The 18,101-nt window shown below is 63.6% G+C and carries 14 protein-coding genes; 8 read left to right on the forward strand and 6 right to left on the reverse strand.

The annotated features are described in order from the left end of the window. Window positions 1–39: 39 nt before the first annotated feature. Both EV700_RS16645 and EV700_RS16650 read right to left on the reverse strand, forming a co-directional pair. Window positions 40–1,371: a deoxyguanosinetriphosphate triphosphohydrolase gene (locus EV700_RS16645; RefSeq protein WP_130415977.1), complete on the reverse strand. Its 1,332-nt coding sequence runs from the start codon at window positions 1,369–1,371 to the stop codon at window positions 40–42. Between the two features lie 96 nt (window positions 1,372–1,467). After that, a complete protein-coding gene (locus tag EV700_RS16650; RefSeq protein ID WP_130415927.1) occupies window positions 1,468–2,343 on the reverse strand; it encodes a crotonase/enoyl-CoA hydratase family protein in 876 nt (291 codons plus the stop codon). A gap of 166 nt (window positions 2,344–2,509) precedes the next feature. On the opposite strand from EV700_RS16650, the gene EV700_RS16655 reads away from it, so the two are divergent. Continuing rightward, window positions 2,510–3,220, forward strand: coding sequence for an NAD(P)H-dependent oxidoreductase (locus EV700_RS16655; protein ID WP_130415929.1), 711 nt, complete (start codon window positions 2,510–2,512; stop codon window positions 3,218–3,220). 194 nt (window positions 3,221–3,414) lie between these two features. Here EV700_RS16655 and EV700_RS16660 read toward each other — a convergent pair whose 3' ends face one another. The 3 genes from EV700_RS16660 to EV700_RS16670 all read right to left on the reverse strand — a co-directional run bounded on the left by EV700_RS16660 (window position 3,415) and on the right by EV700_RS16670 (window position 6,756). Beyond that, window positions 3,415–4,524: a glycosyltransferase family 4 protein gene (locus tag EV700_RS16660; RefSeq protein WP_130415979.1), complete on the reverse strand. Its 1,110-nt coding sequence runs from the start codon at window positions 4,522–4,524 to the stop codon at window positions 3,415–3,417. Window positions 4,525–4,532: 8 nt separating this feature from the next. Further along, window positions 4,533–5,507, reverse strand: coding sequence for an LpxL/LpxP family Kdo(2)-lipid IV(A) lauroyl/palmitoleoyl acyltransferase (gene lpxL / locus EV700_RS16665; RefSeq protein WP_130415931.1), 975 nt, complete (start codon window positions 5,505–5,507; stop codon window positions 4,533–4,535). Between the two features lie 64 nt (window positions 5,508–5,571). Continuing rightward, window positions 5,572–6,756, reverse strand: a complete 1,185-nt coding sequence (locus EV700_RS16670; RefSeq protein ID WP_130415933.1) for an FAD-dependent oxidoreductase — start codon at window positions 6,754–6,756, stop codon at window positions 5,572–5,574. Between the two features lie 103 nt (window positions 6,757–6,859). Here EV700_RS16670 and waaA point away from each other — a divergent pair, with 103 nt between their 5' ends. Together waaA and EV700_RS16680 are read left to right on the forward strand one after the other, a co-directional pair. Next, a complete protein-coding gene (waaA, locus tag EV700_RS16675) occupies window positions 6,860–8,140 on the forward strand; it encodes a lipid IV(A) 3-deoxy-D-manno-octulosonic acid transferase (protein ID WP_130415935.1) in 1,281 nt (426 codons plus the stop codon). After that, a complete protein-coding gene (locus tag EV700_RS16680) occupies window positions 8,137–8,847 on the forward strand; it encodes a 16S rRNA (uracil(1498)-N(3))-methyltransferase (protein ID WP_130415937.1) in 711 nt (236 codons plus the stop codon). The genes waaA and EV700_RS16680 overlap by 4 nt, the downstream gene beginning before the upstream one ends. Before the next feature lie 15 nt (window positions 8,848–8,862). On the opposite strand, the gene EV700_RS16685 is transcribed toward EV700_RS16680, so the two are convergent. Continuing rightward, entirely contained in the window at window positions 8,863–9,855 is a 993-nt protein-coding gene (locus tag EV700_RS16685; RefSeq protein WP_130415939.1) for a helix-turn-helix transcriptional regulator, read from the reverse strand. 240 nt (window positions 9,856–10,095) lie between these two features. On the opposite strand from EV700_RS16685, the gene EV700_RS16690 reads away from it, so the two are divergent. From EV700_RS16690 to EV700_RS16710, 5 genes are all read left to right on the forward strand, one after another. Further along, the gene (locus EV700_RS16690; RefSeq protein ID WP_130415941.1) at window positions 10,096–10,947 is read left to right on the forward strand and encodes a hypothetical protein; all 852 of its coding nucleotides are present in this window, start codon (window positions 10,096–10,098) and stop codon (window positions 10,945–10,947) included. Window positions 10,948–11,025: 78 nt separating this feature from the next. Then, on the forward strand, window positions 11,026–12,678 hold the full coding sequence (locus EV700_RS16695; RefSeq protein WP_242610304.1) for a GH3 family acyl-acid amido synthetase: 1,653 nt from the start codon (window positions 11,026–11,028) through the stop codon (window positions 12,676–12,678). After that, window positions 12,675–13,769, forward strand: a complete 1,095-nt coding sequence (locus tag EV700_RS16700; protein WP_130415945.1) for a hypothetical protein — start codon at window positions 12,675–12,677, stop codon at window positions 13,767–13,769. Before EV700_RS16695 ends, EV700_RS16700 begins: the two co-directional genes overlap by 4 nt. Beyond that, window positions 13,770–14,906 carry an efflux RND transporter periplasmic adaptor subunit gene (locus EV700_RS16705; RefSeq protein WP_130415947.1) on the forward strand — a complete coding sequence of 379 codons (1,137 nt, stop codon included), beginning with the start codon at window positions 13,770–13,772 and terminating at the stop codon, window positions 14,904–14,906. Window positions 14,907–14,908: 2 nt separating this feature from the next. Then, complete coding sequence (locus EV700_RS16710) at window positions 14,909–18,079, forward strand: efflux RND transporter permease subunit (RefSeq protein ID WP_130415949.1); 3,171 nt, start codon at window positions 14,909–14,911, stop codon at window positions 18,077–18,079. Window positions 18,080–18,101 lie beyond the last annotated feature (22 nt).

Below are 18,101 nucleotides of genomic sequence, written 5' to 3' on the forward strand. Positions count from 1 at the left end.
CGTATTTTCTCAATGCCTCATGCCAAAAAACCGGATGAATCAGCCGCTTGCGGCGGACTGCATGCCTTGCAGGCTTTGCGATAACGTCAGGGCGTGGTGGTCCGACAGGCTGGAAATGAAGTCCAGCATGTGCATCAGCCCCAGGTAGAGGTCGTCGTGTTGCAGGGTGTGGCCGCCCAGCAGTTGCTGCAGGCGCTGCTGCTTGAAGGACAACGGTTGCTGGCGGTAAGCGGAGGCGACCAGCTCCGAGAAGGAGTCCAGCAGCGAATGCAGGCTGGCGTAGGCAGCCAGTTCCAGTTGCGCCTTTTGCGGGTGGTTGAAGATGCGTTCCCGCGCCAGCTGCTTGGCGGTGTTGATGCCCTCCGACAGTGTCGGGGAACAGTAATCGAGCAGGCTGCCTTCCAGTTTTCCTTCCAGCAACAAGTCCTGATTGTCGGCGAAAGCGTCCGTGACGGCATTGACCAACTTTTCGATGGCCTTGCCGCGCAGCGCCGCGATCTTCTGCGGCTGTGAGCCGGGCTGGCGCAGTTCCGGCGGCGAGGGCAGGTCGTCCAGCAGTTGCAGGAACAGGGGTTCCACTTCCTCGTAGCGCAGCATGCCCAGCGTGATGCCATCCTCCAGATCGATCAGCGTGTAGCAGATGTCGTCGGCGGCTTCCATCAGGTAGGCCAGCGGATGGCGGCACCAGCGGTATTCGCCATGCTGGATCAATCCCAGCTGTTCGGCAATGGTGGTGAGGATCTGTTTTTCGGTGTGGTAGCAGCCGAATTTGGCGCGCTTGTGGCTGGCGACGCCGCCGGTCAGCGGTTGCGACAGCCACGGGTACTTGAGGTAAGCGCCGAGCGTGGCGTAGGTCAGGCGCATGCCGCCCTGGCCAGGGTGGTATTCCAGCTGGGTGAGGATGCGCAGGCCCTGGGCGTTGCCTTCAAACTGGCAGAGGTCGGCGGCTTGGGCGGGTGCCAGCCACGCAATCAGCGAGGATTGCCCGGCGTGGAGGAACCAGTCGCGGATGGCGTATTCCCCGGCGTGGCCGAAGGGTGGGTTGCCGATGTCGTGGGCGAGGCAGGCCGCCTGGATGATGGCGCCGATGTCGGCCGGATTGATGCGTTCGGGCAGGCGGTCGCGGATCTTTTCCGCCGCCAGCATGCCCATGCTGCGGCCGACACAGGACACTTCCAGGCTGTGGGTCAGCCGGGTGTGGACGGTGTCATGCAGCGAGAGCGGATGCACCTGCGTTTTGCGGTTCAGCTGCCGGAACGCGCCCGAGAAGACGATGCGGTCGTAATCCTTGTGGAAAGGGCTGCGCGCGGTTTCATCATGCGCCTTGCGGCTGCCGAGGCGGGCGGGGTTGAGCAGGCGTTCCCAGGACATGGGCATGGAGCGGATTCCGGTAATGGGCTGCGGCCTATTGTCGGGATTTTCGGGGCGGGCGCAAGCAAGGCGGCGCCCGCCGGTCGGGGTTTCCGATCATTTCCACCACGGGTAGACCGGCGGCATGTCGCTGGCCTTGCCGGTGTACTGCGGGTCGCGCTTTTCCAGGAAGGATTGCACGCCTTCCTTGCCATCACCGAGACTGGTGTAGAACATCGCCAGCGAGTCGATGCGGTGGGCTTCGATCGGGTGCGGTTGCGCGGCGTTGCGGTACATCATCTGCCGGGCGAAGGCGATGGCGACCGGGGAACGGTTGGCAATGAACTTGCGGGCGAGGGCGTAGGCTTCCGGGAGCAACTGTTCCGGCGGCACCACGGCCTTGACCAGCTTGCCGCGCAGGGCTTCCTGGGCGTCAAGGATGTCGCCGCTGTAGACCCATTCCAATGCCTGCTGGATGCCGACGATGCGCGGCAGGAACCAGCTGGAACAGGCTTCCGGCACCACGCCGATCTTGCCGAAAACAAAGCCGATCCGCGCCTTTTCCGAGGCGAGGCGGATATCCATGGCCAGCGTCATCGTGGCGCCGATGCCGACCGCTGCGCCGTTGATGGCGCCGATGACCGGCTTCTTGCAATCGTAAATGGCCAGCGTGACGCGGCCGCCGGTGTCGCGCACGCCGTCATGGATGGCGGGGTCGTCCAGCCGGGTGTGCATGTCGGCGACGGTGGGGCGCTGGCTTTCATCCAGACCGAAAACATTGCCGGGCTTGCTGAGATCCATGCCTGCGCAGAAGGCGCGGCCGGCGCCGGTGACGACAATCGCGCCGACGTCATCATCCTCGCTGGCGCGGCGGAAGGCGTGTTCCAGCTCGTTCGCCATTTCGACGGTGAAGCTGTTGAGTTGGTCGGGGCGGTTCAGCGTCAGGGTCAGGATACGGTCGGCAGTCTCGTAGCGCAGGGTCTGGTAATCCATGATCTTATGGTCTCGGTCGGAAAGCGGTGCTTCTGTTTAGCATTGTTGCGCGCGGCGGGAAATGGCATTTCGGGTCGTCCGGACTTCTTTTTGCCGTCAATTGTCGGGGCCGGGCATTTGTGGTCAAATCCTTGCCATTCTTCACTGACAAGACCGAGCCGATTCCATGAATGTCCTGATTGTGCATGCCCATCCCGAACCCCAATCCTTCAACACAGCAATGAAGTCGCTGGCGGCGGAGACCCTGACCGCCGCCGGACATACGGTGGAAGTGTCGGATCTGTATGCCATGGGCTGGAATCCGGTGGCGTCCGACGCGGATTTTTCCGGCCGCAAGAATCCGGAGTACATGACCTATGCGCTGGAACAGCGTCATGGCTACGAGTCCGGGTCGATTGCGCCGGACATCGCCGCCGAGATTGAAAAGCTGAAGCGCGCCGATCTGGTGATTTTCAATTTTCCGCTGTTCTGGTTCTCGGTGCCGGCGATGATGAAAGGCTGGTTTGACCGGGTGCTGGTGTCGGGGCTGTGTTATGGCGGCATGCGTTTTTATGACCAGGGCGGCCTGAAGGGCAAGAAGGCGCTGGTGACGCTGACGCTGGGCGGTCGGGAACATATGTTCGGGCCGGAGGCGATTCACGGCGAGCTGGTGGACGGGATGCTGCGGCCGATCTTGCGCGGGACGCTGGCCTATACCGGGATGACGGTGTTGCCGCCGTTTATCGGTTATCACATTCCGTATCTGAAGCCGGAGGCAAGGGCGCAGATTCTGGAGGAGTACAAGGCGTATCTGGGGCGGTTGGATGAGTTGGAGCCGTTGCGGTTTCCGCGGATGGAGGAGTTTGATGCGAAGTTGTTTCCCTTGCCGAAGGGGTAAGATTTTTTTGAGGGTATCCGCCAGCCGCGGGCCTTACTTTTCTCTTGGGAAAAGTAAGCAAAACCGTTGTCCTGCGCCAAACTCGCGGGCTGACGGTTCGCTGGCGGGCCAATGCGATTACTTGGCTTCGTTTCGGGGCATGTGGCTCAAACAGTGGCTTCGGACAGGCGTGTTAGGGGCTGTTGAGTGGATGGTTAAGCCCGGTTTTGGGTTAATTCCTCATAAACGGTCAGTGTTTGTGCGCACATGTCGGCCAGGCGGAAGGTTTGTACCGGGGGAACCGTGACGGGGGCGCGGACCAGTTTTTCACAGGCGGTGATCAGTCCTTCGACGTCATCCTTGATGACTGCGCCTTGCGGGTAGCAGGCGGCGAGGATTTCGCCGACGCCGCCGTGGTTCCAGCCGACGACGGGGGTGCCGATGCTGAGTGCTTCCAGGGTGGTGCGACCGAAGGTTTCGGCTTTACTGCTGAGGCTGAAGGCGATGTGGCTTTGGCTGAAGATGTCGCGGATGTCGCTGCGGTGGCCGGTGAAGGTGATGTCGTTGCCGAGGCCGCGCTGTTGCACGGCCGCTTCGATTTCCTGTAAATAGGCCTGTTTTTTGGCTTCGGCGCCGCCAACGATGAGGCCGTGTATCGGCAAGCCTTGGGCCTTGAGGCGTTCGATCAGGGTGATGAAGGCTTCGTGGCCTTTCAGGCGGGTGATGCGGCCGGGCAGGGTCAGGATGGTTTTACCGGTCAGTTGTGGGTAGTCGGTCCGCCATTTCTCCAGCCAGGCGGCTGTCGGTTGGTAGCCGTGCGGGAATTCCGCCGGATCGACGCCGCGGTAGATCAGCCGGATCGCGCGGTCGGGGCAGTGCGGGTAATTCTTCCGAATGTAGTCGCGCACTGTCTCGGAGACGGCGATGACGCGCTCGCCCTTGGTCATGATGGCGCTGTAGAAGCTGACCGAGTACAGGCCGTGTACCGTGGTGACAAACCGGGGCCGATCGTTGACGGGCAGCTTGCGCCAGGCCAGCCAGGCGATCCACGCCGGGACGCGGGAGCGGGCGTGCAGGATGTCGGGCCGGACTTCCTGCAGCAGTTTGCGGAAGGCGCTGACCTGCAGCAGGCTGGACAGGGATTTGCGGTCGACCGGCAGGGCGATGTGTTCGCTGCCTTCGGCTTCCAGTTGCTTCACCATCCGCCCGCCGCGCGAGATGACAATGGAGCGGTGCCCGGCCGCGACCAGCGCGCGGGCGATTTCCAGGGTGCCGCGCTCGACGCCGCCGGAGTCCAGCGCGGGCAGGGTCTGGACGATAGTCAGGCGACGGTTCATGGCCGGTTCTCCTGGCGCAGGCGGGCTTCTTCGCGGAGCTCCCGCCGCTTCTTGCGATAAGGGGGGGATTCACCGGCGGGCCGGGTCTTGAAGCGGCGGTGATACCACAGGTATTGCGTGGGGCTGCGCCGGATCAACTGTTCCAGCACGGCGTTCATTCGGGTGGCGTCGGCCACGGCGTCGTCGGTGGGGAAGGGTTCCAGCGGCGGCGTGATGATGATTTCATATTGCTCTTCCAACCCCCGGCGACGGAAGTGGATGAAAAGCACCGGCGAATGATTGATCTTTTGCAGGCGGCGCGGGGAGGTCAGCGTGGCGGCGTTGATGCCGAAGAAGGGGGCAAAGACGCCTTGCTTCAAGCCGAAATCCTGATCGGGCGTGTACCAGACGACGTGGTTTTCCTTCAACGCCCGCACCAACAGGCGCATGTTGTCGTGATCGATCTGATAGCCGTAAATGCGGCGACGCAGGCGGCGCACCAGCCATTCCAGCGCCGGGTTGTTCTGGGGCCGATAGACGGTATCCACCGGGAAGAAGCGCATGGCCAGCAGGCCGCAGAGGTCGACGAAGCTGTAATGCGCGCCCAGCAGCAACACCCCGCGCCCCTCCGCCAAGGCGGCTTTCAGATGTTCCAGTCCTTCGATGCTGACGAGGTCGTCGTAATAGCCCATCGGCCGCACGAAGGCATTCGCGGTTTCAAACAACGACAGGCCGCCGTTGCGGAAGATATCGCGCACCATGGCGGTCTGCTCTTCCGGGGATTTTTCGGGAAAACAGAGACGGATATTGGTTTCGGCGTCGTGGCGGCGTTGCGCCACCAGCTTCCAGGCCAGCCAGCCCAGACCCCGTCCCAGCCGTTGCTGCACTGTCCAGGGCAGCGCTCCCGCCAGCAGCAGGAAAGGCACCAGGAGCAGCCAGATCAGCCAGTAGCGCGGGTGCAGCAGGGTCAGGGGGAATTCGCCGTTGTTCATGGAGTCCGGGAGGCCGGTTGCAAAAACGGTGATGGTAGCAAATCCCAAGGACTTGCGGGGGAGACTAGAGTTTGTCCCACAGGGGCCGTCCCGGACGGGTGCGCTCCATCGGCAGGTTTTCCGGTTGCGGCAACGATGGTTCAAACCGGTGCTCGGCCAGCCCGGCCAGCACCTGTCGCCCGGCGTTCGGGGCCAGCACCAGCCGTGTCGGCCAGACCAGCCAGTTGTTACCGAAGGGGCGGACGAAAGCCTCCGCCGGCTGCCAGGGCAGGCTTTCGAGCGGATAGATGCGGTCGATCAGGAAGCTGCGGAAGCGGGCCCCCTGCAGGTTCTGCCAGGGTAACAGTGTCTTCAGTTCGGCTTTGACCGCCTGGATTTGCAGGGTTTCATCGCGGCTTACCCCTTCTTCCGCCACACCGCCCGCGACATACCACAGCCTGTCGCCGTTGGCATGGGTGTGAGTCGTGATTGTCAGCCGCGGCCGCCGGTTTTCACTGTAGCAATGGCCGTAGAAGGCGGGCAGGTCGGGCTGCTGGACACAGACCATGTGAATGGGGCGACGGGCCATCAGCGGCCGGTTGACGCCGATATCCTGCAGCAGGGCGGCGTTGCCCGCGCCTGCGGTCAGGAAGACCTGCCGGGGGTGAATGCGCAGCTGCACCTTGCCCTTGCGGATGAAGACCGCCTTGCTGACATGCAGGTCATCGGTCTGGATATGCACATCCTGCTGTCCGGCCTGATAAATGCAGTCGAGGTGGGGCTTGGCCAGCACCTCCAGCAGCGATACGGCGTCCAGCACCGGATGCTCCAGGCTGTAGACATCGCCGCTGAAGCCGGAGCCGCGCAGCAGGCCCGGAAAATGGTCGCGGCCCAGACGGCGCACCTTCCCGGCGGTATTGGCGGCCGCCAGCAGCAGGTTGGCGCGGGAACGCCAGTCGCCGGGGCTCCACAGATGCTGTTCGGGAGAGAGGATGGTGACGCCGCGCAGATCCAGCAGTCCGCTGCCGCGCAGGCAGTTTTCCCAGAGGGCGGGCATGTCTTGCAACTGCTCGCGGCGATTCAGCAGGTTGACGCCCACCCGCCATCCGCCGTGCACCAGGCCCGCGCTGTTCAGCGACTGCAGTCCGCCCAGCTCGCGGTCATCATGAATCATCAGGGTGCTGTAACCGGCATTGCGCAGCACATTCAGCAACCAGAGGCCGCTCAGGCCGCCTCCCAGAATCAGGCAATCAACCGCCACGGTGTCCATAGATGGGTACAGTGTCCAGGAAAGAGGTTTGGCAGGGCGGGCCGGTATCCGCCGGCGCAGCGTTCAGGCTAGAATCATGCCCTCGTTTTCCGGGTTTCACAACATGACGCGCTGGTTTTACAACCTGCTTTTACACGTGCTACTGCCGTTCATCCTGCTGCGATTGTACTGGCGCGGCCGCCGCGCGCCCGGTTACCGTGAAAACCGGCTGCAACGTTTCGGGATGGCGCCCGGTTTGCCGTCCGGCGGGCTGGTGGTGCATGCCGTGTCGCTGGGTGAAACGCTGGCGTCGCAACCGCTGGTGAATGCCCTGTTGAAGGATTATCCGGAGTTGCCGCTGACGGTTACCAATACCACCGCTACCGGGGCGGAGCGCACCCGGGCGTTGTGGAGCGGCAAGGTGGCGCAATGTTTCCTGCCCTATGATTTTCCCTGGGCGGTGCGGACCTTTCTGAACCGTGCGCGGCCGCGCCTGTTCATCGTGATGGAAACCGAGTTGTGGCCGAACCTGCTTCACGAATTGAAGCAGCGCGGCATACCCGTCTTGCTGGCGAACGCGCGCCTGTCCGAGCGGTCGGCGCGGGGGTACGGCCGGGTGTCCGGCCTGACGCGGCCGATGCTGCAATGCCTGTCGATGCTGGCGGCGCAGGATGCGGACACGGCGCGGCGATTCGGCGGGCTGGGCATGCCGGAGTCGCGGACGACCGTGACCGGCAGCCTCAAATTTGACCTGACCTTGCCCGACAACCTGGAAGAGCGCGCCGCCGCCTTGCGTGAGGCCTGGCGACTGACCGGCCGTCCGGTGTGGGTGGCGGCCAGCACGCATGAAGGCGAGGACGCGGTGGTGCTGGAGGTATTCCGGCAGGTACGCCTGCGTTTTCCGGAGCTGTTGCTGATTCTGGTGCCGCGTCATCCCGAGCGCTTCGACCGCATGGCCGATCTGTTGCAAAAGCAGGACTGGCGCTATGTGCGGCGCAGCCTGCAGCAGCCGGTGGCCGCTGATACCCAGGTATTGCTGGGCGACAGCGTGGGTGAATTGTTGCTTTGGCTGACGCTGGCCGATGTGGCCTTTGTCGGCGGCTCGCTGGTCGGGGTGGGCGGGCATAATCCCCTGGAGCCGGCCGCCCTGTCGGTGCCGGTGCTGACCGGCCCGGTCATGTTCAATTTCCAGCAGATTACCGATACCTTGATACAGGCCGGTGCGCTGGTGCAGGCGTCGGACGCCCTGGAATTGCAGGCCCGCCTGACCGAGTGGCTGTCCGCTCCAGAGCAGGCGCGCGCGGCCGGTGCCGCCGGTGCGCGCGTGGTGGCGGACAACCGGGGCGCCCTGTCGCGCCATATGGCCCTGGTCAGCCGCCTGCTGTCGGAAGGCGGCCGGGCATGAACCTGATCCTGCTGGAACCCGGTGATCTGCTGGATGCGCAAACCGCCTGTCTGACCGGGCGTCGCCTGCGTCATGTGCAGGAGATCCATCGTGCGGAAGTGGGGCAAACGCTGCGTCTGGGCCTGATCAACGGATTGATGGGGGAAGGAACGCTGGAGGAGCAGTCCCCCGACCGGCTGCTGTTTTCCCTGCGGCTGGATCAGCCGCCGCCGCCACGCCTGCCGTTGACGCTGCTGTTGGCGTTACCCCGTCCCAAAATGCTGAAGCGAATCCTGCAAACCGTGGCAACCATGGGCGTGCAGCGTTTGGTGCTGATGAACAGCTACCGCGTCGAAAAAAGCTTCTGGGACAGTCCCTTCCTGCAGCCGGCAGCGATCCGCGAGGAACTGTTGCTGGGGCTGGAGCAGGGGCGGGATACGGTGCTGCCGGAGGTGTTGCTGGAAAAGCGCTTCAAGCCGTTTGCCGAGGACCGGCTGCCTGCGCTGGCAGATGGCAGTCGCCGCCTGGTGGCGCACCCTGTTGCGGAGACGGCCTGTCCGGTGGGACTGAACGCTCCGGTAACCCTGGCCATCGGTCCGGAAGGCGGCTTCATTCCTTACGAGGTGGATCTGCTGGTTCGTCAGGGCTTTGAGCCGGTACATCTGGGCCCGCGCATCCTGCGGGTGGAAACGGCCGTCACCGCCTTGCTGGGGCGGCTGTTTGTCTAGCGGCGGCCGCCGCGCTCATTCATTTTTCTTCACATATTGCTTCAAGGTCTTGCGCCGGGCCGCGTCCGGGGTTTCCCCATGCCATTTCAGGAAAGCCCGCGAAAACGTGGCCTGATCGCTGTAGCCGACAATCCCGGCAATCCGCTCAATACTGAGGTGCGAGGTCTGCAGGTAGCGCAGGGCGGCGCTCATGCGCACGTCCAGCCGGATCTGGTGGTAATTGTGGCCGCCTTCCGCCAGACGCCGCCGCAGGGTGCGTTCGCTCATGCCCAGGTGCGAGGCGGCGTCCTCGGTGGCCAGCGGCTCGCCGACGTGGCTGAGAATGTATTGCCGCAGCCGCACCACGATGCCCGGCAAATCGGTTTCGATGGCTTCGCTCTCGTCGGTCGGCTGCGGTTTTTCGGTCGCGGCGCCCGCTTCGCTGACATGAAAGCGGATTTCGTTGACCGGGTGGTCGAACTGGATGGGAATCGGCAGCAGCGTCTGCAGGTTGCGGGTGTCGGTGAAGATGCCCGGGCGGACATGCAGCGTGACATTGCGCGTGACCAGCGAACCTAGCTTGTAGTAACTGCCGAGAATGGTCTGGGTCAGGAAGGCCTCGACTTCGGGTTGCCGCAGCGCGCAGTCGACGGTAATGCCAATGAAGTCAGGCTCGTGGCGGATGTCCAGCTTGATCAACGGCATCCGGACGCGCATGTAGCCCACCACCTGGTCCATCAAGTCATGGAAATTGCCGCGGAACAGGAAGACAAAGCCGAACAGGCCGTGCGTCAGCATGTCCAAGCGATAGCCGTAGCGGATGCCGGGCTGGCTGAGCGAAGTCAGCCCCAGGAATTTCTGCATCACGGCGCGGCTCTGGTGCACCGACAGATACACCTCCGGCTTGCTCAGCAGAGATTGGCTAATGCCGCACTCCCGCAGGATGACATCGGTGCGCAGGTGCTCTTCTTCCATCAGTTCTACCAGCTTCAGCAGGTAGATGACCGGTACGAACGGTAACTCTTGCATGTGGTCCTGGACCTGTTTCTTGTTATGACGGCGAGTATATCGCCGATTTTGCGGGCGGGGCAAAAACGGCCACCGTTCACCCGGTTTGGCCGATTATGCAAAGCATTTGGCCACTTTTGGGGATGACCGGTAGCAAAAAGCCGACGAAAATGCACCCCACTGCACACATGTCCTCATTTGCCGACACCGGATCGTTTGGGGGCCTGATTATTCTAACTATAAGACAGAACGAGAATGACCATGGAACTTTCCCACAGCCGTGAGGCTTTGAAGGCGTCTTACTATCCGTTGTCCCGCATTTCCGTCATTGACATCCGCCAGATGTACGCCGTGTATTCGCGCTATTACGAGCGCACCGATTGGGATCTTTTCCTGCGTGACCTGAGCAAGAAGACCGGCGCTTTCCTGATCCGCCGCAAGAGCGACAACCTGATCGTGGGCTTTTCCACCATCGTGTCCAGCGATATGGTCATTCGCGGCAAGAAGTCGCGCGGCGTCTTCAGCGGCGACACCATTATCGAGCGCGCCTATTGGGGGTCGCGCGTGCTGCAGATCGCGTTCACCAAATTCATGCTGGCCGAAAAAATCCGCTATCCGCGCCAGCCGATCTACTGGCTGCTGATATCCAAGGGTTTCAAGACCTACCTGTTGCTGGCCAACAACTTCCTCGAGTTCTATCCGAATCCGCGCGGCAATCATGGCGATGATCTGTCCGATGTGGTGGATACCTACTGCAACGAGATGTTCCCCGAATTCTATGACCGCGAGAAGCGCATTCTCGATTTCGGTCAGGACTACCAGTGCCTGAAGGGTGATGTGGCGGAAATCACGGATGAAATGCGCCTGTCCACCCCGGCCATCCGCTTCTTCGAAGAGCGCAATCCGGAATGGCGTCGCGGCACCGAACTGCCGTGCGTGGGGGTTTTTGACTGGAAAGCGCTGGCCAATTACGCCTACGTTTTTGCCAACAAGGCGGCCAGCAAGGGGCGCGAAGACGCCCGTCGCGCCGCCGAGGCTGCCGCTGCCGTTCCGCGCCTGCATGCGGTGGACGCCCCGGGCGCCAATACCTTTCAGCTCCGTCGGAGCGCCTGAGCCCTGTGGTTGGAACCCCGGTCGCCTATGAGGGTGGGAGGCCGGGGTTTTGCCCTTTTCTGTTCCGGGAGTCCGATCATGCTGAGCCGTATGACCCATGCCGCCATGGCCGCCGCCTGCGCCCGTTCCTATGTGCGCTTTCGTGACCAGCGTTTTCAGCTGGAAGCCGTCCAGCGCCGCAAGCTGAAGCAGTTGTTGCAGCAAGTCGCTTCCACGCGGATTTCACCGCCCTGGCAGGGCGAGATTCCCTCCTGGGAGTCGTTCCGCAATACCTATCCCGTTACCCGCTATGCTGATTGGCAGGCCGCGATCCGTGATCAGCGTCAGGGGCGGCAGAACCTGACCGGCAGTCCGGTGGTGCGTTACCAGCCCACCAGCGGTTCTTCCGAAAAACTGAAAATGATTCCGTATACCCGCGCCTTTCTCAAGGAGCTGGATGGGGCAATCGGGCCGTGGCTGGCCAGCATGTACCGCCGCTATCCGGGTTTGAAGGGCGGGGCGCATTACTGGTCGGTATCGTGGCTGCCGCAAAACCAGCACGAAGAGTTGCGCGGCAACCTCAACGACGACAGCGAGCTGATGGGCGGCGCGAAGCGTTGGCTGGCGTCCCATGCCCAGGCGGTGTCACCGGATGTGGCCCTGGCGGCCAGTCCCGGCGACGCCATGTTCGCCTCGCTCTGCTATCTGACGGCGCGCGCCGACTTGCGCATGCTGTCGGTGTGGAGCCCGACCTTTGCCCTGCAAATGCTGGACTCCTTGCCCGCGTGGGGGGATGAAATTGTCCGCGTGCTGTCCTCGGGGTCCTGGGGCGCCCGCCAGCCGGCGCTGTCCTCGCTGAAAGCGCCGCGCAACCCGGCCCGGGCCATGGTGCTGGTGAAGGCGCTGCAAGAAAGTCCGCACGACGCCGCCCGCGTCCTGTGGCCGGATCTGGCGCTGGTGTCCGCCTGGGATACCGCCGATGCCTCGCCGTGGGCGGAGCAATTGCGCCAGCGCCTGCCCCAGTCGGGCTTCGAGGGCAAGGGCCTGTGGGCAACCGAGGGCGTGGTGACGATCCCCGTGGACGGCCACTACCCGCTGGCGTACCAGAGCCATGTCTACGAATTCGAGGATCTGCAGTCCGGCCGCATTCTGGCGCCCTGGGAACTGCGCGAAGGGGATGAAGTCAGCCCCATCCTTTCCGGCGGCAACGGCCTGCTGCGCTATCAGCTGGACGACCGGATGGTGGTATCTGAAATGTGGGGCGGGGTTCCCTGCTTCACTTTCCTCGGCCGTCGCAACGGCGTCGATCTGGTGGGTGAAAAGATGTCGCCTGATGCGGCGCGCGCCGCCTTGCAGGGCGTGGCTTCCCATCACGGGCTTGAGCCGGTCACGCTGCTGGCGATGGATGGCCAGGGTCGCGGCAAATCGGCGTACATCGCCATTTTCAGTCAGGCCGGCAGGACGCTGGAGCCGATCTTTCAGGAGCAGGTAGGACGTGATGTGGAGGAGGCGCTGAAGGGGCACTTCCACTATGCGCTGGCGCGCGACCTGCAACAACTTCAGCCCGCCACGGCCGTGGTGGTGGCGGACGGCTGGCAGCTGTACCAGCAGATTGCCATGGCGGGCGGCATGATTGAAGGCAATATCAAGCCCGAGCCGGTGCGCAAGGTGACGCGCGAAGCGTTCTGCCGGGTGTTGCCGGAGCCGGGCCTGCGGTTGGCGGCGCGTGCGGAAGCCGCGGGGGCGGCATGAGCAGCTTCGCCGTGCGCGCCGGGCGTCCGGAAGACAATCCGGCCCTGCAGCATTTGTTCAATGTGCCGCAGCCTTCCTCGGGCCTGATGATGACCTTCGAGCGCGCGCCTGATTATTTCGCGTCGGCGGCGGTGATGTACCGGCAGCCGGAGCTGATGGTCGTGACCCGCAAGCAGGATGAGGCGGTCGTGGCGGTCTACAACCTGGGTCGTCGCGGCGTCTACCTGAACGGCAAGGTCGAGCAGCTCCGTTACGGCGCCGACATGCGGATTGCTCCGGAGGCCCAGGGCGGCCGCGTGCTGCTGTACATCAACCGCTCCACCAAGGAGCTGCTTGGGCGGGAATGGTATCTGTCAGTCATCCTCGAAGATAACCAGCGCTCCCGCAGCAGCTTTGAAGGCGGCCGCGCCGGGCTGCCGGATTACCGTCATGTCGGCACCATCATTACCCATACCCTGACCGGGCTGCGCAGCCCTCAGTCGGGCGGCCTGCCGCCGGTGCGCGCGGCGACCGAGCGCGATATCCCCGCCATGAACCGGTTGGTGGCCCGCATGGCGGCTCACTACCAGTTTCTGCCTGATTACGATTTTAACGGCCTGTTGACCGGCGACCCGTTTTTCCAGGGGTTGTCCATCGGCGATTTCCTGCTGGTGGAGGAGGGCGGTGAGCTGCGCGGGCTGATCGGCGTCTGGAACCAGAAAGCGTTCAAACAGACGCGTGTGGTCCGCTACAGCCTCGGTCTGGCGCTGCTGCGGCCCTTCTGGAATCTGTGGAGCGCGTTGGCGGGCGGCATTTACCTGCCCGCGGCCGGGCAGGCCTTTGATTACCTCGCGCTGCATTCCCCCCTGACCCGGCCGGATGACCTTACGGCCTTCAGCGCCCTGTTGCAGGCGGCCTGGGAACTGACACGCCGGCGCGGCTCGCGCGCCATGACGCTGACGCTGGCGGATAACGATCCCCGGCAACCGGCGGTCAGCCGGTTCCGGTCGTTGCCCATGCGCGCCCACCAATACACCGTGGCGTTCGACAGCGCCGCCCAGCCGGTGCTCGATGCCGGCCTGATTCCCTTTTATGAAAGCGGGAGACTCTGAATGACTCGTCTGGTGATTACCCGTCAGAAAACCTATATCCCGGCCAGTTGGCTGAAGTACGGCGCCGTCGGCGTGGCTGTGGCGCTGGTGGCCTGGTGGCCGCAGGAGTCGCGCAGCAAGATGACGCCGGCGGTTCAGCCGCTGCAACTGACCGGCGCCGATCTGGCGGTGGTGAAGCAAGTGCGCCTGGCGCAGGATGTGCCCGTGACCGGCAGCCTGAATCCGCTGCATCAGGCCGTGCTTAACGCCCGCACCGGCGGTGAAGTGATGATGGTGGCCGCCCGCGCCGGCGAACTGGTCCGCGCCGGACAAGTGCTGGCGTCGCTGGATACCCGCGACCTGAAGCTGCGCGCCATGCAGGCGGAAGCTTCCTTGCAGGGCAACCGCGCCGAGGCGCTGATGGCGGCGGACAAGCTGGAAAGAATGCGTCCCTTGCGCGAACAAAATTACGTGTCGGACAACGATGTCAGCAACGCCCAGCGCCAGGTGGAAATCCGCAACGCCCAGGTGCGCGCCTCCGAAGCCTCGCTGGCGCAAATCCGTCAGCAGATGGCTGACGCCGTGGTGCGCGCGCCCTTTGATGGCCGCGTCGCTGAACGTCTGGTCGAGCCGGGACAATCGGTCGCGCCCGGCACGCCGATGCTGAAGGTGGTGGACCTGGGGTTGATGGAACTGGAGGCAATGGTTCCGGATGCGGACATGACGGCGATTCATACCGGCCAGGTCGTCAATTTCGAAGTGGACGGTTTCCCCGGCAAGACGTTTGCGGGCCGCATTGTCCGCATCAATCCCGTAGCCCGCACCGGCAGCCGCCGTGTGCCGGTCTATGTGCAGGTGAATAACCAGGACGGCTTGCTCCGCGCCGGGGTTTTCGCCAAGGGGCTGGTGCGCGATGACCGCGCCATGCAGGGGCTGGCCGTGCCGGTGTCGTCCTTGCAGGCCGTGGGGGCGGGCTGGCGGGTGCATGCCGTTGCCAACAGTCATCTGGAGGCGCGCAACGTCAAGATCGCCATGCGCAACGACGAGCGCGGTCTGGCCTTGGTCACTGGTAACCTCAACGCCGGCGAGCGCGTGCTGCTGGCGCCGCCGTTGCCCGAAAATGAAGGAAAAGCGGTTCGTCTGACCGGAGCGCACTGATCATGTGGCTGACCCGGTTGTGTATCCGCTATCCCGTCTTCGCCACCATGATGATGATGGCGTTCATGGTGCTGGGCCTGTTCGCGTGGCGTGATCTCAGCGTTGAGGAATACCCCAATGTCGAGTTTCCGTACGCGGTAATCACCACGGATTATCCGGGCGCATCCCCGGCCGTGGTGGAAAGCGACGTTACCCGCCGCATCGAGGACGCCATCAACACGGTGCCCGGCGTCAAGCGCATCATTTCGACCTCGTTTGAGGGCCGCTCGCGGATTGCCGTGGAATTCGTGCTGGGCGTGCCCATCGAAGTGGCGGTGCAGGATGTGCGCGACAAGATCGCCGCCGTCAAGGTCCGCTTCCGTCCGGAAGTGAAGGAGCCGCTGGTGGAACGTTTCCGCCCGGATGAAGCGCCGGTGTTTTCGTTGGCCTTTGTCGCGGACGGCGTCTCGGTCAAGGAACTCAGCACACTGGTGACGCAACAGGTGGTGCGCAAGCTGCAGAATATTCCGGGTGTCGGCCGGGTGGATGTGGTCGGCGCCATGCCGCGTGAAATCCAGATCGAATTGATGCCGGAACGGATGGAAGCGTTGGGTGTCGGTATTGATGAAGTGATGGCGGCATTGCGGACTGAGAATGCCCAACTGCCCGCCGGTACCGTGGAGGTCGGCACTTCAGAAAAGATGGTGGAAATCGCCGGACGCATCACGTCTCCGGATGAATTCGCCTCGTTGATCGTGGCGCAGCGCGGCCAGTCGTCGGTGACGCTGGGGCAGGTGGCGCGGATTGTCGACGGCGAGCAGGAGCTGCAGTCTCTGGCCTTGCTTAACGGCCGCCGCGCCATCAGCCTGGATATCATCAAGATGTCCGGAGCCAATACCATCGCCCTGGTTGACGCCCTGCGCAAGCAGGTGCCGGAAATCGAAGCCACGCTGCCGAAGGGAGCCAGCGTGCTGGTGGTGGCGGACAGTTCCCGTTCCATCCGCGCCTCGCTGGATGATGTCAAGAAAACCCTGGTGGAAGGCGCGATCCTGGCCATCGTCATCGTATTTCTCTTCCTCGGTTCCTGGCGTTCCACGGTCATTACCGGCCTGACGTTGCCGATCTCGCTGCTGGGCACCATCTTCTTCCTGCATGTCTTTGGCCTGACCCTGAACTCGATGACGCTGATGGCGCTGTCGCTGTCGATCGGCCTGCTGATTGATGACGCCATTGTGGTGCGGGAAAACATTGTGCGCCATGCCGCCATGGGCAAGTCCCACGGCCAGGCGGCGGTGGACGGCACCCGCGAAATCGGTCTGGCCGTGCTGGCGACAACCCTGACGATTGTGGCGGTGTTCCTGCCTGTCGCCTTCATGGGCGGCATTATCGGTCGCTTCTTCTACCAGTTCGGCATTGCCGTTTCCTGCGCGGTTTTGCTGTCGATGCTGGTCAGCTTCACCCTCGACCCGATGCTGTCCAGTCGCTGGCGTGATCCGGACGCCCACGGCATGCAGGGGGACTCGTGGCTGGCCGTCAAGCTGCGCGCTTTCCAGGCATTGCTGGACCGGCTGGGGGACAAGTACGCCGAGGTCATCCTCTGGGCGTTGAACAACCGCCGCTTCACCCTCGGGTTGGCGGTCGGCTCGCTGGCGGTGGCGCTGTTGTTCGCCAAGTTTGTCGGCAAGGAATTCGTGCCCGAACCCGATCTCAGTGAAATCAGCATCAAGTTCTCGACGCCGGTGGGATCGACGCTGGGGTATACCGAGCAGAAGTCGGCGCAGGTGGGGCTGCTGGTGCGCCAGTTCCCCGGGGTGCTGGATACCTACGCCACCATCAATACCGGTCTGGATATCGGCAAGCACAAGGCGTCGGTGCGCGTGCTGCTGAAGCCCAAGCAGGAACGCACCCTGTCGCAGAAAGAGCTGATCAACGCCTTCCGCGAGCAGTTGAAGGCCGTCAGCGGCATCGAGGTCAACTCAGTGGCCCCGGCGAAGGAAGCGCTGGGCAGCCTGAAGCCGATCCAGGTTTCGCTTCAGGGCAATGACATGCAAGTCCTGCAGCGCTTGGCGAATGAGTTTGAACAGAAGCTGGCCGGCGTGCCGGGCCTGATCGACCTGGAAAGTTCGATGAAGGCCTCCCGTCCGACGCTGTCGCTGGATATTGACCGCGAGCGCGCGGCGGATCTTGGCCTGTCGGTGGGGCGCATCGGTTCGGCGCTGCGGCCCCTGATCGCCGGTGAAAATGTCACCACCTGGCAGGCCGCCGACGGCGAAAACTATAACGTGCGGGTGCGCCTGCCCGGCAACCTGCGCCAGAGCGTTGAAGATGTCACCCTGTTACCGGTCGCGTCCGGCCGCGTCAACCCCATCACCGGGCAGCCGGAAATGATCACGGTGGGGCAGGTGGCGTCGGTTCGCGAAACCGTCAGTTCCGCCCAGATCAACCGCCGCAACCTGTTCCGGGAAGTGCTGTTCTCCGGCAACGTCACCGGTCGCCCGGCGGGTGATGTCGGCGCGGACATCGAAAAGGTCGCCGCCACCATCGCCATGCCCGCCGGTTACCGCATCGTCACCCAGGGCGCCAACAACGACATGAAGGAATCGATCGGTTACGCCGCCACCGCGCTGGTGCTGGGGGCGCTGTTCATCTACATGCTGCTGGGGGCGCAGTTCAACAGCTTCATGCAGCCGCTGACCATCATGACGGCGCTGCCGCTGTCTCTGGTCGGGGTGTTCATGGGCCTGTTCCTGTGCGGCAGCTCCATGAACATGTTCTCCATCATCGGGATCGTCATGCTGATGGGGCTGGTCACCAAGAACGCCATCCTGCTGGTCGACTTCATCCAGGAACTCATCAACGGCGGTCTGGTGCGGGAGCAGGCCATTCTGGAGGCGGGCAAAACCCGCCTGCGTCCCATCCTGATGACCACCGCCGCCATGATCGCCGGGATGCTGCCGCTGGCGCTGGGACTGGGGGAGGGCGCCGAGCAACGCGCGCCGATGGCGCACGCCCTGATCGGCGGCCTGCTGACATCCACGGTGCTGACCCTGATCGTGGTGCCGGTGATGTATACCTGCACGGATGACCTGCTGCGGGCTTTCCCCCGTCTCGGCTACATCATCCGCTTGCCGTATCGCTGGATGAATCCCGCCCGCCCGCCGGTTCTGCCGGTCGACGGCGCGCGTCGTTCCTGATCCCTGTCGTGAATGGAGAGCC

Origin of the sequence: Fluviicoccus keumensis (assembly GCF_004217445.1) — a bacterium.
Taxonomy (GTDB): domain Bacteria; phylum Pseudomonadota; class Gammaproteobacteria; order Pseudomonadales; family Moraxellaceae; genus Fluviicoccus; species Fluviicoccus keumensis.

Bases quoted from the DNA above. Each gene is read 5' to 3' on its own strand.
- EV700_RS16645 (WP_130415977.1), bottom strand. From the start codon at position 1,371: ATGTCCTGGGAACGCCTGCTCAACCCCGCCCGCCTCGGCAGCCGCAAG.
- EV700_RS16650 (WP_130415927.1), bottom strand. From the start codon at position 2,343: ATGGATTACCAGACCCTGCGCTACGAGACTGCCGACCGTATCCTGACC.
- EV700_RS16655 (WP_130415929.1), top strand. From the start codon at position 2,510: ATGAATGTCCTGATTGTGCATGCCCATCCCGAACCCCAATCCTTCAAC.
- lpxL (WP_130415931.1), bottom strand. From the start codon at position 5,507: ATGAACAACGGCGAATTCCCCCTGACCCTGCTGCACCCGCGCTACTGG.
- EV700_RS16670 (WP_130415933.1), bottom strand. From the start codon at position 6,756: ATGGACACCGTGGCGGTTGATTGCCTGATTCTGGGAGGCGGCCTGAGC.
- waaA (WP_130415935.1), top strand. From the start codon at position 6,860: ATGACGCGCTGGTTTTACAACCTGCTTTTACACGTGCTACTGCCGTTC.
- EV700_RS16680 (WP_130415937.1), top strand. From the start codon at position 8,137: ATGAACCTGATCCTGCTGGAACCCGGTGATCTGCTGGATGCGCAAACC.
- EV700_RS16685 (WP_130415939.1), bottom strand. From the start codon at position 9,855: ATGCAAGAGTTACCGTTCGTACCGGTCATCTACCTGCTGAAGCTGGTA.
- EV700_RS16690 (WP_130415941.1), top strand. From the start codon at position 10,096: ATGGAACTTTCCCACAGCCGTGAGGCTTTGAAGGCGTCTTACTATCCG.
- EV700_RS16695 (WP_242610304.1), top strand. From the start codon at position 11,026: ATGCTGAGCCGTATGACCCATGCCGCCATGGCCGCCGCCTGCGCCCGT.
- EV700_RS16700 (WP_130415945.1), top strand. From the start codon at position 12,675: ATGAGCAGCTTCGCCGTGCGCGCCGGGCGTCCGGAAGACAATCCGGCC.
- EV700_RS16705 (WP_130415947.1), top strand. From the start codon at position 13,770: ATGACTCGTCTGGTGATTACCCGTCAGAAAACCTATATCCCGGCCAGT.
- EV700_RS16710 (WP_130415949.1), top strand. From the start codon at position 14,909: ATGTGGCTGACCCGGTTGTGTATCCGCTATCCCGTCTTCGCCACCATG.